The following is a 24,099-nucleotide window of genomic DNA, read 5'->3' as shown; positions in this document are numbered from 1 at the left end:
CTAAAGACGGAATCGCAACTTTTTTGAGAAAAGTCTCGCGGCGGTCAAGTGACGAGGATCACGACGCCGGGAATCCGGCGCGCCACGAGGCCCTGCGTCTTTGCAAGCGCCTGCACCGCGTCGAACGCGTCCCTGGTCGAGAAGATCGCGCTGACCGGCACGTTGGGGCCTACGCCCGGCCTGAGCACGATGCGCTCGGGCACATAGCGGCCGAGCTCGGCGATCGCCGCCGAGAACGGCTTGCCCTCGAATATAACCCTACCGTAGCGCCAGGCCATGACGACATCGGTGTCGACAGCTGAAGCCGGCAACGGCCCCTCGCCAGCCACATAGCTCGTCTGCTCGCTTGTCACGAGCTCGACCTTCCCGGCTGCCATCTCGTTGAGATCGGTCGGCGTGGCCGGCCCCGTCACGCGCACATGGCCTTCGCGCACCGTAATCGTCGCCACGCCCTCGATTGCCTTCGCCGAGAACGTCGTGCCCAGCGCATCGCTGTTGCCGCCGAGCGCAGCAACCCGGAACAGCGAGGACGGATCGGGGCGGACCTTGAACTCCACCTCCCCTTTCAGCAAGGTGACGAGGCGAAGCTGAGGTGTGAAGTCCACAGCGATCGCCGTGTCGGTGTTGAGCGTGGCGACCGAGCCGTCAGGAAGCGGAATCTCGGCCTGCTCGCCCACGGCGGTCGTAAAATCCGCGTTCCACATCAATTGCAGACGCGGCACGGCGACCACGGCTGCGGCGGCCGCCGCAGCGGCGACGCCGCCTCCAATCAGAAAGCTGCGCCGGCTGATGAGGCCGTGCCCCCGGTGACGGAGGGGCGGACGAAAGGGCGGCATGCCGTCAGACTCGCCGTCAAGAACCTGCAATTGCTGCCAGAACATCCGCTCGCGCTCGAAAGCTTGGCTGTGATCAGGCGAGCGGTCGCGCCACGCCTTGAAGCGCTGGAGATCCATGTCGCTGACATTGCCGGAGGTGAGCCGCACGATCCAGTCACGCGCATCAAGGGCGATCCGGCGGTCTATGTCAGGGCGTTTGTCGGGCTCGTCCATTCACTCGGCGCAATACGGGTTCGATCGGCAGATGCACTCAGATTCGAGTGCTTCTACCTTATAGACGCGTGAGAGCGTCCTTTGCCTAAAGAGATTTTGAAAAATTCAGTCGGCCAGTTCGTCGCGGAGTTCAGCCAACCGCTCGAGTGCCCGACGGATATGGTAATAGACCGCCTCCTCGCTGATGCCGAGCGTTTCGGCGATCCGGCGATGAGGGATCTGCTCGATGCGGTTCATCAGGAAGATTCGCCGCGTCTTCGGCGGCAGCTCATCGAGCGCCGCGCACACGGAGCACAGTTTCTCCCGGCCGATCAGCACCCGCTCGGGCGATGCTTCATCAATGCTGTCCCACAGCAGCCCGCACACTTCCGCGTCGATCTCGGCGCGACGGCGCTCCTTGCGCAGATGTCCCGCGACCGTCGTGTTCGCGACCTGGGTGATGAAGCCGCCGGGGTTCTCGACCTCGCCGTCAAAGCGTGTGTTTTCAAGCTTTAGCCACACGTCCTGGATCAGATCCTCGGCCGTCGCCCGGCTACCGGTGCGCGCCTGCGCGACCGCTTCGAGGCGCGGCCGCACCTTGACGAAAGCACCGATCAGTTTTCCGAGTGTCAGCCTGTCCACGCGAACCACAATAGCAGGAAACGACAAAGCGCCTCCGACGTGTGGAGGACAAAAACGACCTAAAGGGTTGGGAAATTCCCCGCAACGGCAACGGTTTAGATTGCTCCAGCTTGGAACGACAAATCTTGCGCATCATTGTCAGGTTTAGTGTTTGATTTCATTGATCGCTGAGCGTTAGCGCACCATTGGCGGAACGGCCAAAGCATTATACGGCGCGACATTTTTTTACAGGTTGTTGCGCAACTGCAACAATCTTTGCGGCAGCCAAAGGACGGATGTCAGATCCCTTAAATCGTGAACTTGACCGTCTCAGTCTTGAAGCTTCGGCTTCTCTTCGAGGCGCATCGTTCGACACGCCGCGAAATATTTGGTGGAAGCTACGCTATTGTAACGGAACTGCCATCATTACTCTATCCGCGTGCCAGGATGCGAAATACTACGTGCTGATGCGCCTAATCGCCCGGTCGAGATCCTCAATTAGATCGTCCGTATCCTCCAGACCGACATGCAGCCGGATAATCGTTTCTGGTCCCGCCCACGCCGATGCGGTGCGTATCGGCCCCGGTTTGACCGGTAAGGCAAGGCTTTCGAAGCCGCCCCATGAAGCGCCTATTCCAAAATGAGAAAGGGTATTGACCAACGCCGTTGAGCGGGCAGCCAGTTCCGGCGCAAGCGAGAAGGCGAAAAGGCCACTCGATCCGGTAAAGTCGCGCTTCCAGATTGAGTGTCCGACCGAACCTTCAAGCGCGGGATGATAGACATCGGCAACCGTATCCTGTCCGGCAAGCCATCGCGCGACGCGCAGCGCAGATTCTTCATGCCGACGCAGGCGCACTTCCAGCGTGCGCAATCCTTTTAGCGCGTCGTAACAATCCGTTGGGCTTGCACAAAGCCCCATCGCTGTCGTCGTCTCAAACAGAGGCATGAAAGCCGCGCCGCTGACCGTGACGGTTCCCAGCATGGTGTCGGAATGACCGCAGATATATTTTGTTGCCGCCTGTATGGAGATGTCCGCTCCTTGCGTAAGCGGCTTGAAAAAAAGACCGGACGCCCATGTGTTATCGACGGCAAGCAGTGAGCCGTTTTCGTGTGCCATCGCTGCAAGGGCACGAATATCGGGAACCTCGAAGGTGCCAGAACCGGGGGTCTCCGCCAGAACCAGACGTGTTTTGGGTTGCAGTACGGCCTTCATGCCTTCCGGCGATGGCGCGAAATAGCTAACCTCAACGCCCCGAGACGCGAGATAATCGTTACAAAGATGGCGGACTGGCGGATAAACGGTATCGATAATCGCCACGTGATCACATGGTCGGGCAAACGTAAGCAGCACGACGGCCACCGCGGTCAATCCCGACGGATAGATCAATGTCCGATCGCCCTGTTCCAGCACGGTAACGGCATCTTCCAGCGCATGTGTGGTCGGTGTTCCACGAACACCATATGAAAAAATCTGTTCCCCCGCTTCGCGGCGCTGGCGGGTCTCCTGCATCGCCTCCACGGTGGGGAACAAGACAGTCGAAGCCCGAACCAGCGCGGGATTGACCTGGTGTGGCGTATCCTGATCTGGACGACCCGCTTGCACGAGAAGAGTTTTTTCACGCATGACTTTGCTTTCCGCCGACCAGATGAAACTCTGAAAGTTCGTCGGCTTCCAGTTGTTCGATTAGGCCAGTCTCCCACGCCAGATAACGACGGGCTGAATCCAGATTTCCATCATGCCTGTCATGCAGGAATGCCAGAAAATCTATCGCGTCCACGGCAGCCGGTATATCTGTGGAATGTTCCAGCGAACCTCCCGCCGCCTTCCATGCATCGAAGCCACCCTCCAGCAGTCGAAGCTGAAGATCCGGAGCCTGTTCGGCAATGTCCTTCGCTGCAAGGACCGCAAGATCGGGATCATCCGCCACCAATACAACCACGCCTGTTTTCGGCAGTGGCAGACTTTTGAGACGCGGTCGTATGCCCCATAGCGCACCAGCAGGATGGCCGGACCGATAGGCGGAACTCGACCGAAGATCGACGATCTGCGCGTAGTCTCCTTGCAACCGGAGAAGTTCCTGTGCGTTGATTGTCGCAAGGCTCGCGGGCTGAAGACTTTCGGACGCGCCAGAAACGAGTTCGCCATCCAGCGCGCCCCGAACCACCACCGCATCGAAACCCAATTGCCGCAGCCAGTAGGCGGCAGTCGCGGCCCTGATGCCGCTGTCGTCGATTAGCGCAAGACGGGCGCGGCGCACGGCAACCCACTCATCCGTCGCCTGAACGATCTGGACAACCGGAGCATGAACCGAACCGCGATAATGTCCGGCCTCAAACTCCTGTCGGGACCGCACATCGAGCAGATAAGTCGAGCGTGTCGTATCAGCCTGCCATGCGCTCACTTCCGAGGCATCCGTTACCGGAATATCGTGACGCGCTATGAAATCCGCGGCGCGCCATGCACTGTCATCCAGCTCTGTGTCAGTAAGAGCAGGCAAAGGAAGCGGCGTCTGCCCCTGCACAAGTTTGCGGCCCGACAATGCCCATCCTTGCGTTCCGTTTTCGAACGCGTAAACTGGGTTGGGAATGCCCGCATCGATCAGTGTCTGTGTTCCGATGAGACCACGCGTGCGCCCCGCACAATGCAGAACGATTGGCGTGTCCTGCGGAAGGTTCAACGCGTTCAGGCGGTGAATGAGTTCACCATTGGGCATGCTGACGGCCCCCGGGAGGGTCATCCGTGCATGTTCTGTCGGCGGTCTCGTATCGATCAGCAAAAATTGTTTGCCTTCCGCTGACCATCTGGACAGTTCTTCGGAATCGATATGCGGCGTATGCCGGGCCGCCTCAACCATTTCGCCGAACACTTTGGAAGGAACATTCACCCCAGCAAACAACCGGAAACCGGCCGCCTGCCATGCGGGAACCCCGCCATTGATGGTCAGGATAGTTTCGTAACCGAGTTCCTGCATCCGATTTGCTGCCTTGCAGCTCACCCCGTCGCCCCCATCGCAAAGAAGGGACGGCGTCGCCTTGCAAGGCACCAGTTTCAGGACGCGCTTTTCCAACGTGCTGTACGGGCAATTCGACGCGAACAGCAGATGGCCATCACCATATTCCCCATACTCGCGGACATCCAGCACCGCTATTTCGGTGCTGCCATGGATTCGCTTTCTGGCGACCTGCGCGGATATTATCTCGATCATCTCCGGGTCCGACGCCTCAACCCTGTCGTGTCTTCACACCGATGGCCATCGGGCGACACGTTCCGTTTTCGAGATCAAACACTGTGCGCTCCTTGAGCGTTTCAAGCGCGCGACCGTAGAAGTGCAAGTGGCGGATGGTCTTGGCGCCGTCGATAGAGACCGAGTGAATGTCATCAGGCATCAGCGCAACACCGGTTCCAGGAGCGACCTGGACGATCCGATCCACTTCAAGCTGCGCCTTACCAGCTTCGCCGCCATCATCCAGACGTCGGTACACCCGGTTTTCCTCAACCCCGTCAACAGCGGCCACGCAAGCCCATGTCGTGTGGTCATGCGGTGGGATTTTTTTTCCCGGCAACATTACGTTCAGATATAGGACGAACGTATCGTCATCATTGCCTGCAATGCGGTAGCGTGCCTGACGATCCGTTTCGTTCGGCTCAGCATAATCATCATTCACCCAGAAATCGGTGCGGGCAGCAATAGCCTTCAGCTTCTCCAGAATCCGGGAGAGCGCGTCGCGCGACAAGCCCTCTGATGCGATCAAGTCCTGAGCAAAGGTTTTGAGGTCTTCAGCCGCCTGAGTTCTTTCTTCTCGTACAGTCATGAAAATATCCTTTCCGGATTTTCACTGGTTGATGATGAAGCACCGGGCGCCCTGTGGCGCCATCGAGATGCCGTTTATGGGTGTGAGGTCTTGCGGGCAGCATGAGATGATCACCAGCGCCTCGGATATCAGGCACTTCCAATCGACATGGTCGCCCGGTTTCGAAACCGGCGGCTCGCGCGTGATTTCCCCGTCCGCCGAAAACGGATAGTTCATGAAAATGTTGAAAGGCGACGGTGTGAAGCCGATCGAAATTTCTACCTCGGCCAGCGCCCGATGCAGATTGTCCTCGCAATTGTCATGTCCGGGATGCCCCATGCGCTCGTAGATTCCTGCGCTGCAGGAGCACATCAGCGTGTCGTGCACGCCCGGCGACGTATCAGCGACAATTTCGAACATCGGCTTGTATCGGTTATCGACCAGAATGTCTCCCACGCGCGGGACGATGCGGCTGTTGTAGGAGCGTGTATGCTCCATCGACATGCAGCAGAACGGATCGTCCCGGTTGAAGGCCCAGCAATCCAGAACCTGCGAGCCATGGATATTGACGATCCTGATCGTTTGGCCTTCGCGCAGGGCTATCGCGGTCCCTCGACGCGCCGGCAAATCAATGACGATTTCTGACATATCTTTCATACTTTCCGCGTGTCGCTGTATTGCCGCCCCGGCATCATGGCTCAGACCATCCCACCAAACGGATAGGTGGGCGCTCCGAGTTTCAGCGACAGGCTGCGCGCCGCCGTAAACATCTGTTCCTTGACAAGCATGATCTTTTCCATGTCGAAAAGCTGATCCGGCATGATCGTGCTGAGGGCCGAGACCATCTTGCTATTCTCGGCGAAAATCGGGACCGATATGGCTGAAAGGCCCGGGGCGCTCTCACCGCGTGTAAGCGCAAAGCCCGTCTTGCTGATTTCAAGGAGTTGCGCCGAGAGAATGGCAGGGTCCGTGATCGTCAGAGGCGTCAGCGCCCTTAACCCCGCCCTGGCCAGCAAGTCCTCACGCACGGGCGCGGTCATACCCGAAAGCAGCACCTTGCCAGCCGCTGTGGCGTGGATTGGTAGCAATGCCCCCACCCGCCAACGGCCATCAATATAAAGCGGCCCCTCGACTGCCATGAGATGCATGATCGAGGTCTCGTATATGACACTGAGAGTCACCGAATGATTGGTGTCCTCAACCAACTGCCGCATGATCGGCAATGCCTCGCGCGCCATCACCTGACGTGCTGCAAAACGTGAGCCCAGCACGAACATGCCCATGCCCACCGCGTAGCGCATCGTGACAGGGTCCTGTTCCAGCAAGCCAGCCTCACGAAATGTCTTCAATATTTTCGAGACATGGCTTTTCTTGAGACCTGTTTCCTCGACAATCTCCGTCACCGAGCGCGTGGTGTTCGATTTGCTAAAGGTGGAAAGAACGCCGACAGCGGTCTCAAGCGACTTCAACGACATTATTGCTCTCCCAGATTCCGATAAACATCGGGTCTACGAGATTGCGGGTTGCTTTGAACAGCTTCTTCGCGCGGACCAATGTCGATATCAGCAACAAGAATCTGTTCGCCGTCGTGCTGGCCAGGGCCTGCCACAACCTCGCCCGAATGTCGGACGATGCAACTGCTGCCCAGGAAGCGCAGCCCGTTTTCCACCCCGATGCGGTCAGCGACGATCACCGGCCGTTCGTTGACCGCAGCCGTAGCGACAGCCATGTGATAGCCGACAGGCAGGCCGTAACGGTCATAGGGGTTCGAAAGACGCGCATTGCCTGCCCAGTTCGCAGGCGAGACGAGAATGTCTGCTCCCGACAAGGCCAGACTGCGCGACAATTCCGGGAACCAGAGATCATAACAAATGATCGTGCCGATGTGGCCAATCGGCGTATCGACGACCGAGATAGCGTCTCCCGGCCGATATAATTCACGCTCTTTACCCCAAAGATGAACCTTGCGGTAAACACCCGCCAGGCCCGCCTGTGTTACCACGACGGAAGAATTGTAGAATACGTCATCCGTCCGTTCGATCAGGCCGCCGACGATCACGATGCCATGATGTTGCGCCCTTTCATGCCATGCCTCAATGGTCTCACCGGGCACACCCTCGGCCAAACCCTCGATTTCGGAACGATCCGAGAAGGCGTAGCCAGAGGTGCTGCATTCAGGCAAGACAACCAGCTTGGCACCCTGCGCCGCCGCGCGATCAATAAGGCCGAGCGTTCGCGCACGGTTCCCTCCCAAATCTCCCAGCAAGGGAGAAAACTGCACGGCGGCGACTGTCAGGCTAGACATCGATCTCTTCCCATTCCAAAGCAATGAAGCCGATGCGATCCCCGGTGTGCACCACGGGGTCCAGCCGGATGCCGATGACCAGAACGTCCTGATCGTAGGTCACGCGCTGCAACAATCTGCCTGCAAAGTCCTGTATTTCTCCAAGGCTTTCACCGGTCCGAAGCAGGCTGCCCGCGCTGGCGTGCTGCCGGAAGAAACCGCCACGCTCCGAGAAGACATGGGTACGTCTGGTTACGCGGCGCATCCGGCGACCTGGCTCAACTCCGTCACCGGCGAGAAGTCCCATGCGGGCGGCCAGCCGTTCCAGCCCCTCACGTCCGGCATCTATATGAACAGGAACTTGTCGGCTGCCTCCTCCAAGCTCGACCATGAAGGCTGCTTTTCCAAGATTTAGAACCTGATAGTCCAGCGCGCCCGAATTGTCTCCGGGAAGCTCGCCAGCAGAGGAGGTAATCATCCGGCAGGCAACAAAGGGAGAGAAGCAACCGACCATGCCTAGCAGTTCCTGTTCGCTTACGCCGGAAGACGCATCGCCCTTATAAACTGCATACGGCTCGGACTCGAAATATGGGTTCATAGTGTGGAAGTTCACGACCACATCGGCCTGCGCGCGGATGCCTTCAAAAAGCGCATATGCGAGCCTTTGAGACATCGAGCCGCCCACACGCCCCGGAAAGTTCTGGTCGAGATCGAGTTCGTCCTGAGGCACGCGCTTGCGGCGCGCATCCAGCGCAACAGGATTACAGATGGGCGTGACGATCACGGCGCCTTTTTCCAGCCGCCCTTCCAGACACTGGAAGAAATCGACGGAAGCTAACACGCCGTTGAGTTCATCGCCATGAACTGCGCCGTTGAGCCATAGCGTCGGCCCTGGTTCTGAAGCGCGGGCCACCATAACCGGAATCAGGATCGGCATGCCGCTGGCGAATGTGCCGATCACGGCTTGTCCAATCCGTGTCTGACCGGGCGCTGTTGCGCTCACCACTTCGGCAATAGTCGGAAAAATCGAGTCACCACCGCCACTCGCAAATTTGACAGCCCAGGTGTTTATGTTCATTACTCTCCCACCTCCGCTGGGTCTGCACCAAGGAAGGCAACCTTGATTTTGGGATCTTCCAGCACTTCGCGGGCCAAGCCTTCCATGAGTTTTGTACCCAGATCGAGCACGAAGGCTCTGTCGGATATCATCAACGAACCGAGGACGTTCTGTTCTGCCATGACGACTGTCAGGCCCTCGCCTCGCAGGCTCTTGACCGTCTCAAACACTTCCTGCTGCATCTTAGGCGAGAGGCCCAGTGACGGCTCGTCGAGCAGCAGCAACCGCGGCCCGGTTTCAAGAGCCATGGCTGTTTCCAGTATCTGTTGTTCGCCGCCGCTGAGATTGCCCGCGCTTTCACTCAGCTTCCGGCGCAGCATGGGAAACATCTCCAGAACCCGTTCCATTGCGTGTCGCGCTTCGGTCCGGTTGAGTGTGTACGCACCCATTTCAAGGTTTTCCCGCACCGTCATCAGCGGAAAATTGCACCGACCCTGGGGCACGATTCCCATACCCTTACGAACACGTTCAGCGGGCGTCAGATCCTGAATCGGAGTGCCATCGAACAGAAGTTCTCCGCTGAAGCAGCGGGTTAGCCCGAACAGGGATTTCAGCAATGTAGACTTGCCTGCCCCGTTGCCGCCGATAAGGCTCCAGATCGTGTTCTCTTCGACCTTCAGCGATACGTCGCGTACAATCGGCTCGGTATAGCCGACGCACATATCTACAAGCTCCAGAAGGACCTTTTTCTCAGGCATAGGCTGTTCCCTTCGCTTCAAGGGCAATGCGCTTGCCGAGATATGCTTCCAGAACTCGTTCGTCGCGGCGCACATCCTCAGGCTTGCCCTCGGTGAGTTTCTTTCCCTGCTCCATGACGATCACATGGTCGCAATGGCGCATGATGAAATCGACATTGTGCTCGACGATCAGGAAGGTTAGCCCCTGCTCGTTCAACGTCTCGATAAGTCCCGAAATCCTGCGGATGATCGTCGGGTTCACGCCTGCAAGAGGCTCGTCCAGCACGATCAGCTTCGGATGCGTGATGAGACAGGCAGCAAGCGCGATCAGCTTGCGCTGTCCGTAGGACAATATGCCCGCGGGCGCACCCGCATAGTGAGCCATACCGACCAGTTCGAGAAACGACATGGCTTCCTGCTCGATATCCTTCTCGTCTGCCTTAACGGCAGCCGATTTCAACATCAGCGGCAGCCAGCCATGCGTCCGCAACTTTTGCGAAGCGACCGCGAGATTGTCCATCACGCTCAGCCGTTCATAGACTCTGACGTTCTGGAACGTCCGCACCAGACCGACACCTGCAAGGCCGTGCGAGGGCTTTCCGGTAATATCCTGGCCATCATAAAGAACCTGACCCGAAGATGGTTGAGTGAAGCCGGTGATGCAGTCGATAGTCGTGCTCTTACCCGAACCATTCGGCCCGATCAGACCGGTGATCTTGCCGTGTGCAACGGAAATTTCCGCATCTTGCACCGCCTTGATACCGCGATAGTTTTTGCAAAGCGCATGTGTGGTCAAAATTGCGGTCATGAGCGCAGGCTCCTTCTCCACAAGGCTACCTTGCGGTCTTCCAGATATCCTCCTACGCCGGTGGGGAAGAGCATTGCCGCAAGAACGAGGATGAAGCCGAACAGAACCATTCGCAGTTCCGGCGCCATACGCAGAAGTTCCGGAATGACCATGAAGACGAAGCTTGAAATCACCACCATCCAAAGACTTCCAGGTCCGCCAATGATGACGATGATAAGCAACATTTCACTGTAGTAAGGATCGAAAATCGACGGGTCGACGATGCCCAGATGCGCGACATGGAGGCTGCCTGCGACACCACTTAGAATACCTGCAATCGAGAACGCGGCGATCTGGTACTTTTTCGGCGAAATACCTTGAGAGGCAGCAAGCGGTTCGTTGAGATTGACGGCGCGTAGAACGCGACCCACTGGTGAATTGACCAGCAGATAAGTGACCCCGATGCACACCACCGCCATACCAAGTGCGATGAAGTAGAACACGCGCGGATCATGGCCGCTGAATTCACCCAGACCCGGCAAATCTACTGACGGTGCGGGAAGTTTCGGGATGCCCATCGGTCCACGCGTAACCTCAACCCAGTTGCGAGCCAGAAGTGCTGCGAGCAGCGTGAAGCTGAGCGTAACGATAACAAAGCTGGCGCGTGAGACACGAAGCGCCGGATAGCCAAGAAGCAGCGCGACGAAGCCCGCACCGACACCTGCAAGCAACATGGCGAACCATGGTGAAAGCCCGGCATCCATTGTCAAAAGCGCATAGAGATAGGCGCCCAGCCCGAAGAAACCGATCTGTCCAAACGACAGCAGGCCAGTATAGCCGAAAATGAGATTCAGACCTGTTGCCAATATGCCAAAGATGAAGGCCAAGATCAGGATATTAATGACATAGGAGGATGGCCAGATCGAAGGCAGCAGGATGAGCGCCACAAGCGACAGAATCACCAGCGGACCTGTCAGACGGGCGAATGACCCGCCGACAGGAGAAACGGAAGTGCGAGCGGTAGCAGACATCAGACCCTTATCCCCTTGCCAAACAGACCCGCAGGGAAAGCGAGCAGCACAACGATCATGAGGATGAAGGCAACCGCATCCTGGAGAGCGACCGACGAGTAACCACCGACGACGCTTTCAGTCACGCCGATGAGCAGGCTTGCAACCAAAGCCCCCGGTAAGCTTCCAAGCCCGCCGATGATGATGATGGCAAAAACCTTGAAGAGGATCGGCGCACCCATTGCCGGGTGAACGGCAAAAACGGGAGCGAGAGCAGCACCGGCAAGTCCGGCGAGAGCGATGCCGATTGCCACGGCAAGGCCCGCGATCACTGCCGGCCTGATGCCGACGATGAAAGCCGCTTCCCGGTTTTGTGCGAAGGCACGCATGGCCTTGCCGATACGGGTGAAGGTCAGCACGCCATAGAGCAATGCGATCGCAACTGCGCCGACCATCACCGCAATCGCTCGCTGAGCATCGACGAAGAACCCGGAAACGTCCCAGCTAACGAAAGAAAAGGGGGTGTCCACAATACGCGAGCTGGAACCGAAGAGATACGCAACGCCGTTCTGGAGCACCATGCCGATGCCGATTGTCAGGATGATGCCCCGATCGAATTCGCCTTCACGGAAATGACGCAGCAGAACCACATAGACGATATATCCGACCATGCCGACTGCTAACGCCGCGACGATCAGCCCCGGAAAGAAGCCGATACCCGCAGAGGTGACCAATGCCGCGAGGATTGTTGCGCCAAGCATGTAGAAATGCCCGTGCGCGAAGTTCACAATCTCGAGCACGCCAAAGATGAGGGAAAGTCCGATCGCAATGAGCGCATAGACCATCCCAAGCATCAGCCCGTTAATTACCAATTGGGTGAAGAATTCCATCAATTCTTCCTAAGATTGGTTGAAGATATTTCGGGTCATGTGCCCGACATCGTCTCGATAACGATCACGCCGTCCTTGACCTTCACGATAAGGGCAAGGTTGTGCGCCTGATTGTGGTCATCGAACTTGATATTACCGCCTGTGACAGACGCGAAATCAGCTTCCTTGAGGGCCTGCTTCAAACCCGCCGGCGTCAGCTCCTTGCTGCGCTTGAGTGCATCGGCAAGCACACGCACGCTCTCATAGCCCTGAAAGCTCTGGTAGTTGGGCAATTCACCATAGGCGGTCTTGAAGCTCTCTACGAATGCCTTGTTCTCCGGCGTATCCAGCTGCACTGCATAAGGATAGACGCTGGTCGCACCTTCAAGCGCACCTGCCTGGATGACCGGCAACAGCTCGTCCAGCGAAACACGGCCACTGAGAAGGGACTCGATGTTCATGCCGCGATACTGACGGATGAAACCCAGCTCATCGACACCAGTCGCATAAAGCGCAACAGCGTCAGGCTTCGCAGCCTTGATCCGCGTCAAAACCGTCGTGAAATCAGGAGTTCCCTGCTTGTAGAAGTCGGCGGAAACGATCTCGATGCCCTTGCCCTTGAGAGCTTCAGTCAAAGCGTTATGGCCGCCACGGCCGTAGTCAGTGTCTTCACCAACGAATGCGATGGTTTTGATGGTGTTCATCTCGGTCAGATAATTTCCGAGAGCAACCGCAAGTCCGCTGTCAGACGGATTGATGCGGAAGGTCCAGTCGTTACCGCCAACGCCAGCCTGCTCCGTAATGAGCGGCGAAGTCGCTACACCAACCATAAGCGGGCGCTCAGCACGTTCCATGATCGGCATGACGGCCAGCGTCACCGAGCTGCAAAGCGCGCCCATGACGGCGATGGGGTCGTTCTGCAACAGGTTCTCGACGCTTGTGATGCCCTGTGTCGGGTTGCACTGGTTATCTTGAGCCTCGATATGAAGCTGCCTTCCGTTGATGCCGCCGGCGTCATTGATTTCCTCGACGGCCAGCGACGCACCCCAGTTCTCATGCTGGCCCAATGCGGCAACACTGCCCGTCAGGGGTGTGCTCAGGCCGATCACGATCTTGTCCTGCGCGACTGCGCTATGTGCTGCAAACAACATCATTGTTGCCGCGATTGTCATCCGAAACATTCCGTCCTCCCATTTTTGTTTCCTATTTGGAAACATGATTTCCGAAAATAATAGCTGGAAAGCTCCGCGTGTCAATCGATTCGTCTGGCCCAAGGGCAATGGCTACCGCCTCGTCGTGTCGGCGGGCTTCGAGACGAGCATCGTCTGGATCAAGTGGCTCGGCACGCACAAGGCTTACGGTAGGATCGACGTGAAGGAGATCGAGTATGGCGACTGACCTGAAGCCGATCCGCACGAAAGCGGATTACGATGAAGCGCTGGCCGAGGTCGAACGGCTGTGGGGCGCCGATAGTGGCACGCCGGAAGGTGACCAGCTCGACGTTCTGGCGACGCTGATCGATGTGCATGAGGCGAAGCATTATCCAATGGACCTGCCTGATCCGGTGGAAGCAATCCATTTCCGCATGGAGCAGCAGGGGCTGACCCGCAAGGATCTCGAGCCCATGATCGGCCCACGCAACCGTGTTGCGGATGTGCTGAATCCCAAGCGCAGCCTGTCGATCGACATGATCCGGCAACTGCACTCCCAGCGCGAGGCGTCGATCGACGACCAGTTCCGCATCTACTGTGAGCAGGCGAAGCGCGAGAAGTGGAAAATCGTCGGCACCTACAAGGACGCGGGCATCTCCGGCCCGAGCATGATCCTCCGGCCGGGCATCCAGTCGCTGCTGTAGGACGCGCAGGCGGGCCAGTTCGATATCCTGCTCGCGGAAGCGCTGGATCGCATCAGCTGCGACCAGGCTGACGTCGCCACCTTCTACAAGCATCTGAAGTTCGCCGGCGGGCCGATCGTCACCCTAGCCGAGGGCGAGATCAGCGAGCTTCATTTCGGTCTCAAGGGCACGACGAGGCTGCCGCGCTGGCTTCTCTCAGACGTCTTTCATTAATCGCAAAGCGTCATAGATCGCCGCGTGCGTATTACGGGCGGATATGGCGTCACCAATCCGAAAGAGCTGGAATTTTCCATCCGGATTTCTGACGATTGATTGCGACTCGCCTGCGAGAAGCTGGCGCTGACTGAGTTCTCCGAGATTCGATGACATGGGTTTGAGCTCGAAATAGATATCATCAAGCGGGATCGTGCCGTGGTTCACGACCACCTGGTCGACGAGCCGCTCCTTGTTGACGCCGCCGTAGTCGCTGCCAAATCGGGCGAGCAACATGTTACCCTGCCGCTCGACCTCCTCCAATCGAAACGTGACGGTGAAGGTTGTGTCGAGCTTCTGTAGGCTACGCATGTAGGGTACGAGATTCATCGCCATGACCTCCGGCGAGAAGGTCCGGTCCGGCGTGACGATTTCCACTTTGGCGCCGGTCGCCGCCACAATCTCGGCAGCCTGCAAGGCGACGTGATCGCCGGCATCGTCGTAGACAAGAACGTTGGAACCGGGAGGCACATCGCCGGCAATGATGTCCCATGCCGAGACCACGAACTCGTTGCCCTTCCTGAGAACTTCGGTGTGCGGCAGACCACCGGTCGCAATGATCACGACGTCGGGATTAAGCGCGGTCACATCGGCTGCTTCCGCCCATGTGTTGAACCGGAAATCGACTCCCTGCTCGAGACAGCGTTCCATCCGCCAGTCAATAATGCTGATCATCTCGCGCCGGCGTTCGCTTCGCGCGGTGAGCCGGACCTGGCCACCAGGATCCGAAGCGGCCTCCAGGACAGTGACGGCGTGACCGCGTTCGGAGGCGATCCGTGCCGCCTCGAGACCGGCCGGCCCAGCCCCAACCACGACCACTCTCTTTTTCCGCTCGCTCGCGGCAACGACGTGTGGCATCGAAAGCTCACGCCCGGTGGCCGCATTGTGGATGCAATAAGCCTCACCGCCCTGATAGATCCTGTCGAGACAGTAGTTGGCGCCGACGCAAGGTCGGATCGCATCCTCGCGTCCCTCGATGATCTTGCGCACGATATGCGGATCGGCGATATGGGCCCTCGTCATCCCGACCATGTCGAGTTTGCCGGATGCAATGGCATGACGCGCAGTCGCGACGTCCGGGATCTTGGCCGCGTGGAACGTCGTCATGCCCGTCGCTGCGCGGATTTCACCGGCGAAGTCGAGATGGGGTGAGTTCGGCATGCCCTGGATCGGAATGACGTCGGTCAGGGCGGCGTCGGTGTCGATGCGGCCCCGGATGACATTGAGGAAATCGACCATCCCCGAATCCCGGAGACGGCGGGAGATCTGGATGCCTTCCTCCTTGGTTATCCCGCCCTCGGTCATTTCGTCAGCCGTGTATCGGATGCCGACGATGAATTCGTTGCCCAGGCGCCGACGGATCGAGGCCAGGACCTCAAACGTGAAGCGCAGTCTGTTGTCGAGCGAGCCGCCATATGGCGCATCGAGCGTGTTGGTCAACGGCGACCAGAACTGATCCATCAGATGGCCGTAGGCCTGCAGCTCGATACCATCAAGGCCGGCCATTTTCATGCGTTCCGCCGCATCGGTGTAGTCGGCGATGATCCGCTCGATATCCCAATCCTCGATTTTCTTCGGGAACGCCCGATGTGAAGCTTCCCGGTTATACGAGGGAGAAACGGCGGTCAGCCAGTCACCCTTGGCCCACCCGGTTCTGCGACCGAGATGGGTAAGTTGGATCATTACGGCGGCGCCATGCTCGTGGCACGCGTCGGTGAGCTCCTTCATCCACGGCACAACCTCGTCCTTGTAGGCCAGGATATTGTTGAAGACGGGCGGACTGTCGCGGGAGACGATGGCGGAACCGGCCGTCATGGTCAGCGCAACCCCGGCGCGCGCACGCTCTTCGTGATAGGCGCGGTAACGCTGCTTCGGGAGCCCGTCTTCCGGATAGGCCGGCTCATGGGACGAAATCATGATTCGGTTCTTGAGCGTCAGATGCTTGAGTTGGAACGGTTGGAGGAGCGGATCGCGAGACATGGCGTTGCACCGGAATCTATTTGTCGGAGAAGAAGTCGAGTCCGATGAACAGATCGACCAGGATGATGGCGATGGCGGCGGCGATGATGGTTGCTGCAGAAACGGCGGCGATCGTCGGATCGATTGAGTATTCGACATAGGAAAACAGCAGCACCGGTATCGTGTTGAGCTCCGGCGTCGTGTTGAAGATCGAAAGCTCGACATTGATGAACGATGTGATGAAGGCGAAGATCGCGCCTGATACGACGCCAGGCCGGATCTGCGGCAGGGTCACATAACGGAACGTCTCCCAGGCATTCGCACCGAGGTCCCGCGAGGCATCTTCGAGCGTCTTCTGTTCAGGAGACAAAAGGGGCAGGACCGTTCGCATGACGTAGGGTGTGACAATGACAACATGTCCGACGAGCAGAGCAATGAAGCTTCGGGTCAGGCCGATGATGGTGCCGAACTGCAGAAGGGCCGCGCCGAGGACAAGGTGGGGAAGGACCAGCGGCGACAACAGGAGCGCCGAGAATGCCGCCTTTCCGGGAAACTGATGTCGGGCAACAGCGATAGCAGCAGGGATGGCCATCACGATAGCAATGAGTGTCGCCGCGGTCGCAAGGCGAGCGCTGTTCGCAAAGGCCGAGAGATAGGCACCTTTGGTCAGCACCACCTCGTACCAATCAAACGTCAGTCCCTGCGGGGGAAAAGCGAGAAAGCTGGTTGTGGTGAGCGACGCGCCGATGATGACCACGAGCGGAAACGTGAGATAGGCCAGTATCGCGAGCGAGATCAGACGGATGGTCCACGTAACCATGACCCTACTGCCCTCCTCTGCGGCTGACCATTGAGGCAAGCCCGATCATCGCAAGGGTGAAGACGAGCAGAGTGATGGCGAGCGCACCGCCGTAATGGAAGTCGAAGACACTGCTGTATTGCTGGAAGATGAGCATCGGCAGCACTGTGATCTGTCCGCCGGAAAGAAGCGCCGGCGTGACATAGGCGCTGACCGTCAGGGCAAACACCAGAATGGCGCCCGAGACCGCGCCGGGCAGCGTCAGCGGAAATGTAACATGATAGAATGTGGAGACCCGACCCGCGCCGAGATCGGCCGAGGCGTGCTCGTATGATGGATCCACTTTGGCCAATGCATTGCCGATTGTCAGAACCACGAACGGCAGCAGGATGTAGACGAGACCGATCAGAATGCCGGTTTCGGTTCCGATAAATCGGACCGGCCGCTCCACCAGGCCTGCGCCAACCAGCCAGTCATTGATCATGCCCCGTCGCCCGAGCAGGATCATCCATCCGAAAGACCGCACAATGTTGCTGGTGAAGAGCGGAAGGACAACGAGGATCACGCACAGCCGACGCCATGCGCGCCACTTCGCGATCCTCACGAGGTACCAGGCCAGGGGATAGGCGAGCACCACGCAAATCAAGGTCGTGAGTAGGCCAAGCCTGAACGTTACCAGCAAAATATCCCAATGGTAGGCGTCGAACAGTATTCGGGCGTAGTGGGCGAAGGTCAGCTGGCCGTCGCCATTGGTCAGGCTGGCGATCAGGACCACGATAAGAGGGACGAGAAAAAACGCGGTGAAGAACGAGACGGGTAGTGCGATAAGGCCCGCGACGATGGCTGGTGTCGATCTCATACATCACCTGCCGATCACATGGACGTTGTGCCTGGCGACGCAAAGCCTGACAGCCTGACCGGCTGCGATTGGCACTTCCATGCCAAGGCGCTTTGCAATGATCAGCCCGTTGCCCGCACGCACGCGGATGCTGGTGACGCCCCCTACGCCGGATATCGTTTCAACGACCCCGCCGATTGAGAAACCATTTGAGACGTCGGCGTCGGTCGTCACTTCGACATGTTCGGGGCGGACAACCGCGATCCGTGACCCTGGTGACGGCTCGAAGCCGTCGGGCTGCGCAGCCAGATCGCAACCAGAGGGCGAGACGACGAAGAAGTTGGCTTCGCCGATGAATTCGGCCACGAAGCGCGTTTCGGGCGCGCGGTAGATTTCGTTTCCGGTTCCGATCTGTTCGATCGAGCCCGCGTTCATCACGACGATGTGATCGGACATGGTCATCGCTTCTTCCTGGTCATGGGTGACGAAGATGAAGGCGATGCCGATCCTCTCCTGCAATTGCTTCAGTTCGATCTGCATGCGTCGCCGCAGCTGGAGATCGAGCGCGCTCAGCGGCTCGTCGAGCAGCAGAAGCTTGGGTCGATTGACGATCGCGCGAGCCAGAGCGGCACGTTGCTGCTGACCACCTGAGGCCTCGCGCGGATAGCGCTCCTGGAGGCCGACGAGGCCAACCATTTCCAGGGCTTCCAATGCCCGCGAGCGTGCATCCTGTTTGGCCACGCCTGCCCGCAATGGCCCGTAGGCGACATTCTGAAGAAATGTCATATGGGGAAACAGTGCATAGTTCTGGAAGACGGTGTTAAGCGGTCGTTTGTTTGGCGGCAGTGCGGTCACATCTCTGCCGTCGATTTCGATCGATCCCACGCTCGGTTGCAGGAAACCGGCAACGAGGCGCAACAATGTCGTCTTGCCGCAACCGCTCGGCCCGAGCAGGGATACGAATTCACCAGGATTCACGGTCAGGGAAACGCTATCGAGCGCGGTATGCCTTCCGAAGCTCTTGGATACGTCCCTGATCGCGAGAATGGCCATGGGTACTACCGCCTCTGGATGCGATTAGGAGATGACGAAGCCGGCGCCGACGGGATCGTTTCGGTCGATTGTCCAGCGCGCGGTTCCGAGGAGACTTGCAGTGCCCTTGACGGTCGGACGGACCGCCCGCGTGCCGTTGAGGCTGGTCTCACCAATCAGGCACCCCTCGAAGGCACCGATGCCGAGGAGGCCCTCCGACAGGATCGGCTCATGGAGCTTCATCTCCCCGCGCGCCTCGTACATCGCCATCATGGCGCTCGTACCCGTGCCGCCCGCGGAGCGGGATATCTGGCCGGCGCTCCAGACATGGACGTTCTTGTACTTTGACGTCGAATTGTCCGGCTCGTGCCAGAAGGTCACGAAGTTGAAATTGTTGATATGCGGTTCGGACGGGTGCTGGAGCTGGATCTTCTGGCGAAGCTGCTCGCGTGCGACAATGCCGAGGCGCGAGAGTTCCGATCCGTTCTCCGGCGAGATGCGCAGCGACGTGCCGCGCAGGTCGATGATCCCGAAGTAGTTTCCACCCCAGACGATATCGGCCTTCAGCGACCCGATGCCGGGCAGATCGAAGGGCACATCCTGTGCCGCGACATAGGCTGGCACGTTCTCAAAGCGCGTCCAGAGGACATCCGGTCCCTCGTTGGCCACCTCAGCCGTCACCAGGCCGGCCGTAGTCTCGAAGCGGATAAGGGTCCGGTGCCCGTCGCCGCGCCTGACCATGCCAAGCGCCACCATGGCCATCGCGATCGCGATAGTCCCGTGACCGCACATGTGGGAGTAGTTCGTGCCATCGATGTAGATCAGCCCCGCATCGAAGTCCGCACTGGAAGGCGGCGTCAGGAAAACACCGAACATATCCTTGTGGCCGCGTGGCTCGCGCATCAGCGCCCGGCGCAACCAGTCATAGTTCTGTTCAAGGAACCGTCGCTTCTCCAAGATTGTGGAGCCCGCAGGATAGGGAATGCCGGAATGGACGATGCACAACGGATCACCGTCGGTGTGGGTGTAGACGACATCAAAGACATCTTGCTGGCGGATCAAGGTCTAGCTCCATGATAGGTTTGAGGGGCTCGGGCGGATGCGCTAGGCCGACATCCGCCATGAGAGCCAGCGTTCAGCGCGCGATCTCTCTGTTCCAGAGATCGGTGATGGCGGATCGTTGGGCGTTGATGTCGTCCCATTTGATCTGGACGAGGCTGTCGATCGAACCTTTCGCTCCCCAGGGCATCTTCGGAGCGGTCTTTTCCGAGATGGTCACGCCCTTGACCGAGGGGCCGAGATAGAGCTTGTCGGCCAGGCAGGTAGACGCTGCGGGCGTGAGAGCCGAATTGATCAGCTTTTCCGCCAACTCGCGGTGTTTACTGTCCTTGACGAGGTGGATACGTCCATCATTGGCCCAGAACCCTTCCTTGGGCGTCGTAAAGGCAATCGGCAGTCCCTTGTCCGCAAGATCCCAGGCAGACACGTTGAAGTTCGCGCCGACAACCGCCTCTCCACGCTGAAACGCGTTGCTCGCGTTTCCAGACGTGTCGAAATACATCGCCGCCTTCAGCTCCTTCAGCTTGGCGAAGGTCTTGGTGAGATCTGGCGACGTATTCCAGATGCGGTCGAGAAAAAGGATAAAGGGAACACCAGCGGCGTTCGCGGGCGCCGGTATGATGACCTCGTCCTGGTATTTCGGATCCCATAGGTCATTCCAGGATGTCGGTGGCGTCGTAACGTCCTTGGTGTTGTAGACGATACCGAGGGAGTAGAAGCCGACGCTGGCGGCAAACTGCTTCCCGTCCTTCTCGGCAACCGCCTGCGGCAGCAGGTTCGCGAGATTCGGGATGCGCTTGGGATCGAGGGTCTCAACCAGACCGTCGGCATTGGCGAGCTCGCTGATGCCGCCGTCCATCCACGCGACGTCGATAACTGGATTGGCGCGCTGTTGCTGCAGCTTGGAAAACGACGTGGTCGAGTTGCCGAATTCCAGCCGATAGGTCACTTGGTTCTCGGCAGCAAACGGCTTGATGACGCAGCTGTCGAAGGCTTCGCCCCAGTTTGCGCCCGGCACCGCGATCGTCATGGCTTCCTGGGCGTGCGCGAGGCGCGCCGTCATAACTATTGCCGATGCGGCCGCGAGAAGAACGCCGAGTCTATGCTTCATTTTCATTCTCCTTCCTATTCCCCGGCGTAAAATGCGCCTTTGGACCAGCAATATGCAAACGCCAAGAACTCGCGATTGCATGAATCTGATTCATAGTATCAATTGTCAGTGCCTGAAATCGGCAGAAAGAGCGAACCGCATCATGGTCCAGCCACTGAACAGCTCGGTCGTGAGATCGGTGCTTACGAACTTCGTGATTTTTGAGACGGTCGCTCGGCTCGGCAATTTTTCGCGCGCCGCCGAAGAGCTGAACCTGACCCAATCCGCCATCAGCCATGCGATCCGAAAGATCGAAGACATGCTCGGGCGAAAGCTCTTCTACCGGACGAGACCGACTCTTGGCCTGACGCGCGAGGGCGAACAGCTCTTGCTTTGTGCCGAACAGTGCATCACGCTGACCCGGGCCGCCATAGGGTCAATTGCGAGCAGCCCGAAGGCGCGACAGGATGCTCTTCTGGTTGCGGTTTCTACATCAATGGCGCGCTATTGGCTACTGCCACGAATTCCCGAGATCAGAACGGCCATTCCCGATTTACGTCTGTGGATCCAGACCGTGGATCGAGATATCGACCTCTATGCCGAAGGCGTTGACCTCAACATCGTGTTTGGATCGCAAAGCCACCCGGAATACGATCAGAAAGCACTTTGGTCAGAAAAGGTCATAGCCGTTTGCAGCCCTGAATTCCTCAGCAAGCATGGGCCGTTCCAGACCCTGGAGGAACTGTCTCAGGCGACCCTTATCCACTACGAGGAGCGGGTACGCCCCCGGATCAACTGGGACGACTGGTTCGCGGCGAACGGGCTTAGCCATGTGGCCATCGAACGAGAAGTCCGGTTTGCAGACTATGCGCTGGTGCTGGAAGCTGCGATGGCTGGCAGGGGCGTAGCGCTCGGCTGGCGTCCTATCATCGACGACCTGATCGTAACCAATCGGCTCACTATCGCACGACCGGAATTCGCGTCCGGTCATCAGCGATTTTCATTGCTCACCCCGAAAGGCGCTCTTTCAAAGGAGCCATCCAGGGCATTCTACAGCTGGCTCGCAAAAAACTATCTTTCGGGACAGGACCTGGCCTTCGCCGCCGACCAGCCCCACCCTGGCGATTAACCCCAAAGCAACTGACCCCGCCAAGAGGGCGGGGCCAGCCGGTGATCAGATATCCGTCGTGCTCAGGCAACAAGAAAACCCGCGTCGACAGGATCGTCGCGGTTGATGACCCAGCGGGCTGTGCCGAGGAGACCGGCTGTCCCCTTGACGGTCGGCCGCACCGCACGGGTGCCGTTGAGGCTCGTCTCGCCAATCAGGCAACCCTCGAAGGTTCCCGATCCCAGGAGACCCTCCGACTGGATCGGCTGGTGGAGCTTCAGCTCTCCGCGTGCCTCGTACATCGCCATCATGGCGCTAGTGCCGGTTCCGCCGGGCGAACGATCAAGCTGACCCGCGGAGAAGACATGCACATTCTTGTACAAGGCGCCCTCGATCGTCGGCTCGTGCCAGAAGGTGACGAAGTTGAAGTTGTTGATGTGTGCCGAGGCCGGGTGTTGGATCGCCACCTTCTCGCGGAGCTGCTCGCGGGCGATGATACCGAGGCGCGAAAGCTCCGATCCGTTCTCAGGCGAGATCTTGAGCGAGGTGCCGCGCAAATCGATAATCCCGAAATAGTTCCCGCCCCAGACGATATCCGCCTTGAGCGAACCTACGCCCGGCAATTCGAACGGAACATCCTGGGCCGCGACGTAAGCCGGCACGTTCTCGAAGCGAGTCCAGAGGACATCGGGCCCTTCGTTGGCAACCTCGGCCGTCACCAGCCCTGCAGTGGTCTCGAAGCGGATGGTGGTGCGACCGTTCTCGCCGCGCCGGACGAGGCCGAGCGCGACCATAGCCATGCCGACGGCGATCGTGCCGTGCCCGCACATGTGCGAATATTGTGTCCCGTCGATATAGATCAGCCCGGCATCGTATTCGGGGCTGGACGGCGGCGTCAGGAACACGCCGAACATGTCCTTATGTCCACGCGGCTCGCGCATCAGCGCGCAGCGCAGCCAGTCGTAATGCTCCTCAAGGAAGCGACGCTTCTCCAGGATGCTGGAGCCGGCCGGATACGGAATCCCGCTATGGATGATGCAGAGGGGCTCGCCCTCGGTGTGGGTGTAGACGACGTCGAAGACATTCTGCTGGCGCATGGCGAGGCTCCTTGATGGTTGTGCGGGCAGTGGGGATCAGCGGCGACGTTCGGACAGAACGTCGAGACCGATGGTGAGGTCGAGCAGCACGATGACGACGGCGGCGACGACGACGGTCAGGCCTGACACTGCCGCGATCGTTGGGTCGATCGTGTACTGGACGTAGTTGAACAGCTTGACCGGGATGGTCGTCAGCTCGGCCGTCGTGTTGAAGATGCTGAGCTCGACATTGATCCAGGACGATATGAACGCAAAAATCGCGCCACTGACGAGTCCGCTGCGGATTTGCGGCAGCGTGACGAGGAAGAAGGTTGTGAGCGGACGTCCGCCGAGATCTGCGGATGCCTCCTCGAGGCTGCGTTGATCCTCGGTGAGCTGGGGCAGCACCGTGCGCAACACAAAGGGCAGGATAATCACCACATGCCCGACCAGGAGCGCGGAGAAGCTGCGCACAAGCCCGATCGCGCTGCCATACTGCAGGAGTGCAGCTCCAAGCACGACATGCGGCAGGATCAGCGGTGACATCAGGATCTCGGACAGCGGGCGTCGTCCGGGGAACGAATAGCGGGCAATCGCCAGCGCCGCGGAGACTGCAAACAGAACCGCGACGAGTGTCGCGACCGCAGCAAGCACCGTGCTCGTCGCAAAGGCCGAGACATACGAAGGGTCGCCCAGCATTTGACCGTACCACGCAAGCGTCAGGCCTTGCGGGGGGAACGCGAGATAGCTGGTTGCCGTGAGCGATGCCCCGACCAACACCACCAGTGGCAGGAGCAAGAAGGCCAGGGCAGCCCAGGATACAAGACGGATGGCGTGCGCGACCAT

At 58.9% G+C, this 24,099-nt stretch carries 24 protein-coding genes and 1 pseudogene; 3 read left to right on the top strand and 22 right to left on the bottom strand.

Going from position 1 to position 24,099, the window contains the following annotated elements; genetic code table 11:
- Positions 1–44: 44 nt before the first annotated feature.
- The 14 genes from ABID37_RS17030 to ABID37_RS16965 all read right to left on the bottom strand — a co-directional run bounded on the left by ABID37_RS17030 (position 45) and on the right by ABID37_RS16965 (position 13,357).
- Positions 45–1,049, bottom strand: coding sequence for a FecR family protein (locus ABID37_RS17030; protein ID WP_354196918.1), 1,005 nt, complete (start codon positions 1,047–1,049; stop codon positions 45–47).
- 105 nt (positions 1,050–1,154) lie between these two features.
- Positions 1,155–1,670, bottom strand: a complete 516-nt coding sequence (locus ABID37_RS17025) for an RNA polymerase sigma factor (RefSeq protein ID WP_354196916.1) — start codon at positions 1,668–1,670, stop codon at positions 1,155–1,157.
- Positions 1,671–2,106: 436 nt separating this feature from the next.
- Entirely contained in the window at positions 2,107–3,273 is a 1,167-nt protein-coding gene (gene metC / locus ABID37_RS17020; protein ID WP_354196914.1) for a cystathionine beta-lyase, read from the bottom strand.
- The gene (locus tag ABID37_RS17015; RefSeq protein WP_354196912.1) at positions 3,266–4,855 is read right to left on the bottom strand and encodes a rhodanese-like domain-containing protein; all 1,590 of its coding nucleotides are present in this window, start codon (positions 4,853–4,855) and stop codon (positions 3,266–3,268) included. The genes metC and ABID37_RS17015 overlap by 8 nt, the downstream gene beginning before the upstream one ends.
- A gap of 16 nt (positions 4,856–4,871) precedes the next feature.
- Positions 4,872–5,462, bottom strand: a complete 591-nt coding sequence (locus ABID37_RS17010) for a cysteine dioxygenase family protein (protein ID WP_354196910.1) — start codon at positions 5,460–5,462, stop codon at positions 4,872–4,874.
- A 21-nt stretch (positions 5,463–5,483) separates the two neighbouring features.
- A complete protein-coding gene (locus ABID37_RS17005) occupies positions 5,484–6,098 on the bottom strand; it encodes a DUF1989 domain-containing protein (protein ID WP_354196908.1) in 615 nt (204 codons plus the stop codon).
- Between the two features lie 41 nt (positions 6,099–6,139).
- Complete coding sequence (locus ABID37_RS17000; protein WP_354196906.1) at positions 6,140–6,916, bottom strand: IclR family transcriptional regulator; 777 nt, start codon at positions 6,914–6,916, stop codon at positions 6,140–6,142.
- Positions 6,916–7,746 (bottom strand): nitrilase-related carbon-nitrogen hydrolase, encoded by an 831-nt coding sequence (locus ABID37_RS16995; protein WP_354196904.1) that lies wholly within the window; start codon positions 7,744–7,746, stop codon positions 6,916–6,918. Before ABID37_RS16995 ends, ABID37_RS17000 begins: the two co-directional genes overlap by 1 nt.
- Positions 7,739–8,803, bottom strand: coding sequence for a M14 family metallopeptidase (locus ABID37_RS16990; RefSeq protein WP_354196902.1), 1,065 nt, complete (start codon positions 8,801–8,803; stop codon positions 7,739–7,741). The genes ABID37_RS16995 and ABID37_RS16990 overlap by 8 nt, the downstream gene beginning before the upstream one ends.
- Positions 8,803–9,540: an ABC transporter ATP-binding protein gene (locus ABID37_RS16985; protein WP_354196900.1), complete on the bottom strand. Its 738-nt coding sequence runs from the start codon at positions 9,538–9,540 to the stop codon at positions 8,803–8,805. The genes ABID37_RS16990 and ABID37_RS16985 overlap by 1 nt, the downstream gene beginning before the upstream one ends.
- Entirely contained in the window at positions 9,533–10,327 is a 795-nt protein-coding gene (locus ABID37_RS16980; RefSeq protein ID WP_354196898.1) for an ABC transporter ATP-binding protein, read from the bottom strand. Before ABID37_RS16980 ends, ABID37_RS16985 begins: the two co-directional genes overlap by 8 nt.
- A complete protein-coding gene (locus ABID37_RS16975) occupies positions 10,324–11,337 on the bottom strand; it encodes a branched-chain amino acid ABC transporter permease (protein ID WP_354196896.1) in 1,014 nt (337 codons plus the stop codon). Before ABID37_RS16975 ends, ABID37_RS16980 begins: the two co-directional genes overlap by 4 nt.
- On the bottom strand, positions 11,337–12,206 hold the full coding sequence (locus ABID37_RS16970; RefSeq protein WP_354196894.1) for a branched-chain amino acid ABC transporter permease: 870 nt from the start codon (positions 12,204–12,206) through the stop codon (positions 11,337–11,339). The genes ABID37_RS16975 and ABID37_RS16970 overlap by 1 nt, the downstream gene beginning before the upstream one ends.
- Before the next feature lie 35 nt (positions 12,207–12,241).
- Positions 12,242–13,357 (bottom strand): ABC transporter substrate-binding protein, encoded by a 1,116-nt coding sequence (locus tag ABID37_RS16965; protein ID WP_354196892.1) that lies wholly within the window; start codon positions 13,355–13,357, stop codon positions 12,242–12,244.
- Between the two features lie 43 nt (positions 13,358–13,400).
- On the opposite strand from ABID37_RS16965, the gene ABID37_RS16960 reads away from it, so the two are divergent.
- Entirely contained in the window at positions 13,401–13,583 is a 183-nt protein-coding gene (locus ABID37_RS16960) for a type II toxin-antitoxin system HigB family toxin (RefSeq protein ID WP_354196890.1), read from the top strand.
- Positions 13,573–13,896: pseudogene (locus ABID37_RS16955) on the top strand (helix-turn-helix domain-containing protein); the annotation flags it as partial. The gene ABID37_RS16960 and the pseudogene ABID37_RS16955, both read left to right, overlap by 11 nt.
- Before the next feature lie 339 nt (positions 13,897–14,235).
- Here ABID37_RS16955 and ABID37_RS16950 read toward each other — a convergent pair.
- The 6 genes from ABID37_RS16950 to ABID37_RS16925 all read right to left on the bottom strand — a co-directional run bounded on the left by ABID37_RS16950 (position 14,236) and on the right by ABID37_RS16925 (position 21,090).
- A complete protein-coding gene (locus ABID37_RS16950; protein ID WP_354196887.1) occupies positions 14,236–16,272 on the bottom strand; it encodes an oxidoreductase in 2,037 nt (678 codons plus the stop codon).
- Positions 16,273–16,288: 16 nt separating this feature from the next.
- Positions 16,289–17,071, bottom strand: a complete 783-nt coding sequence (locus tag ABID37_RS16945; protein WP_354196885.1) for an ABC transporter permease — start codon at positions 17,069–17,071, stop codon at positions 16,289–16,291.
- 4 nt (positions 17,072–17,075) lie between these two features.
- Positions 17,076–17,909 carry an ABC transporter permease gene (locus tag ABID37_RS16940; protein WP_354196883.1) on the bottom strand — a complete coding sequence of 278 codons (834 nt, stop codon included), beginning with the start codon at positions 17,907–17,909 and terminating at the stop codon, positions 17,076–17,078.
- A gap of 3 nt (positions 17,910–17,912) precedes the next feature.
- Positions 17,913–18,941, bottom strand: a complete 1,029-nt coding sequence (locus ABID37_RS16935; protein ID WP_354196881.1) for an ABC transporter ATP-binding protein — start codon at positions 18,939–18,941, stop codon at positions 17,913–17,915.
- 24 nt (positions 18,942–18,965) lie between these two features.
- Complete coding sequence (locus ABID37_RS16930) at positions 18,966–19,982, bottom strand: proline racemase family protein (protein WP_354196879.1); 1,017 nt, start codon at positions 19,980–19,982, stop codon at positions 18,966–18,968.
- Positions 19,983–20,055: 73 nt separating this feature from the next.
- Positions 20,056–21,090, bottom strand: coding sequence for an ABC transporter substrate-binding protein (locus ABID37_RS16925; protein ID WP_354196877.1), 1,035 nt, complete (start codon positions 21,088–21,090; stop codon positions 20,056–20,058).
- A gap of 79 nt (positions 21,091–21,169) precedes the next feature.
- On the opposite strand from ABID37_RS16925, the gene ABID37_RS16920 reads away from it, so the two are divergent.
- Positions 21,170–22,198 carry a LysR substrate-binding domain-containing protein gene (locus ABID37_RS16920; protein WP_354196875.1) on the top strand — a complete coding sequence of 343 codons (1,029 nt, stop codon included), beginning with the start codon at positions 21,170–21,172 and terminating at the stop codon, positions 22,196–22,198.
- A 62-nt stretch (positions 22,199–22,260) separates the two neighbouring features.
- On the opposite strand, the gene ABID37_RS16915 is transcribed toward ABID37_RS16920, so the two are convergent.
- Positions 22,261–23,274: a proline racemase family protein gene (locus ABID37_RS16915; protein ID WP_354196873.1), complete on the bottom strand. Its 1,014-nt coding sequence runs from the start codon at positions 23,272–23,274 to the stop codon at positions 22,261–22,263.
- A 36-nt stretch (positions 23,275–23,310) separates the two neighbouring features.
- Positions 23,311–24,099 (bottom strand): ABC transporter permease, encoded by a 789-nt coding sequence (locus ABID37_RS16910; RefSeq protein WP_354196871.1) that lies wholly within the window; start codon positions 24,097–24,099, stop codon positions 23,311–23,313.

The sequence above is a fragment of the Aquamicrobium terrae genome (assembly GCF_040545735.1).
Lineage (GTDB): Bacteria > Pseudomonadota > Alphaproteobacteria > Rhizobiales > Rhizobiaceae > Mesorhizobium > Mesorhizobium terrae_A.
The sequence above is the reverse complement of the archived record's forward strand: the minus strand, read 5'-3'. Positions and strand labels throughout refer to the sequence as shown.

Bases quoted from the DNA above. Each gene is read 5' to 3' on its own strand.
- ABID37_RS17005 (WP_354196908.1), bottom strand. From the start codon at position 6,098: ATGAAAGATATGTCAGAAATCGTCATTGATTTGCCGGCGCGTCGAGGG.
- ABID37_RS16990 (WP_354196902.1), bottom strand. From the start codon at position 8,803: ATGAACATAAACACCTGGGCTGTCAAATTTGCGAGTGGCGGTGGTGAC.
- ABID37_RS16960 (WP_354196890.1), top strand. From the start codon at position 13,401: ATGATTTCCGAAAATAATAGCTGGAAAGCTCCGCGTGTCAATCGATTC.
- ABID37_RS16920 (WP_354196875.1), top strand. From the start codon at position 21,170: ATGAATCTGATTCATAGTATCAATTGTCAGTGCCTGAAATCGGCAGAA.
- ABID37_RS16945 (WP_354196885.1), bottom strand. From the start codon at position 17,071: ATGGTTACGTGGACCATCCGTCTGATCTCGCTCGCGATACTGGCCTAT.
- ABID37_RS16980 (WP_354196898.1), bottom strand. From the start codon at position 10,327: ATGACCGCAATTTTGACCACACATGCGCTTTGCAAAAACTATCGCGGT.
- ABID37_RS16915 (WP_354196873.1), bottom strand. From the start codon at position 23,274: ATGCGCCAGCAGAATGTCTTCGACGTCGTCTACACCCACACCGAGGGC.
- metC (WP_354196914.1), bottom strand. From the start codon at position 3,273: ATGCGTGAAAAAACTCTTCTCGTGCAAGCGGGTCGTCCAGATCAGGAT.
- ABID37_RS17010 (WP_354196910.1), bottom strand. From the start codon at position 5,462: ATGACTGTACGAGAAGAAAGAACTCAGGCGGCTGAAGACCTCAAAACC.
- ABID37_RS17030 (WP_354196918.1), bottom strand. From the start codon at position 1,049: ATGGACGAGCCCGACAAACGCCCTGACATAGACCGCCGGATCGCCCTT.
- ABID37_RS16970 (WP_354196894.1), bottom strand. From the start codon at position 12,206: ATGGAATTCTTCACCCAATTGGTAATTAACGGGCTGATGCTTGGGATG.
- ABID37_RS16910 (WP_354196871.1), bottom strand. From the start codon at position 24,099: ATGGTCGCGCACGCCATCCGTCTTGTATCCTGGGCTGCCCTGGCCTTC.
- ABID37_RS16975 (WP_354196896.1), bottom strand. From the start codon at position 11,337: ATGTCTGCTACCGCTCGCACTTCCGTTTCTCCTGTCGGCGGGTCATTC.
- ABID37_RS17015 (WP_354196912.1), bottom strand. From the start codon at position 4,855: ATGATCGAGATAATATCCGCGCAGGTCGCCAGAAAGCGAATCCATGGC.
- ABID37_RS16935 (WP_354196881.1), bottom strand. From the start codon at position 18,941: ATGGCCATTCTCGCGATCAGGGACGTATCCAAGAGCTTCGGAAGGCAT.
- ABID37_RS16925 (WP_354196877.1), bottom strand. From the start codon at position 21,090: ATGAAGCATAGACTCGGCGTTCTTCTCGCGGCCGCATCGGCAATAGTT.
- ABID37_RS16940 (WP_354196883.1), bottom strand. From the start codon at position 17,909: ATGAGATCGACACCAGCCATCGTCGCGGGCCTTATCGCACTACCCGTC.
- ABID37_RS16985 (WP_354196900.1), bottom strand. From the start codon at position 9,540: ATGCCTGAGAAAAAGGTCCTTCTGGAGCTTGTAGATATGTGCGTCGGC.
- ABID37_RS16950 (WP_354196887.1), bottom strand. From the start codon at position 16,272: ATGTCTCGCGATCCGCTCCTCCAACCGTTCCAACTCAAGCATCTGACG.
- ABID37_RS16995 (WP_354196904.1), bottom strand. From the start codon at position 7,746: ATGTCTAGCCTGACAGTCGCCGCCGTGCAGTTTTCTCCCTTGCTGGGA.
- ABID37_RS17000 (WP_354196906.1), bottom strand. From the start codon at position 6,916: ATGTCGTTGAAGTCGCTTGAGACCGCTGTCGGCGTTCTTTCCACCTTT.
- ABID37_RS16965 (WP_354196892.1), bottom strand. From the start codon at position 13,357: ATGACAATCGCGGCAACAATGATGTTGTTTGCAGCACATAGCGCAGTC.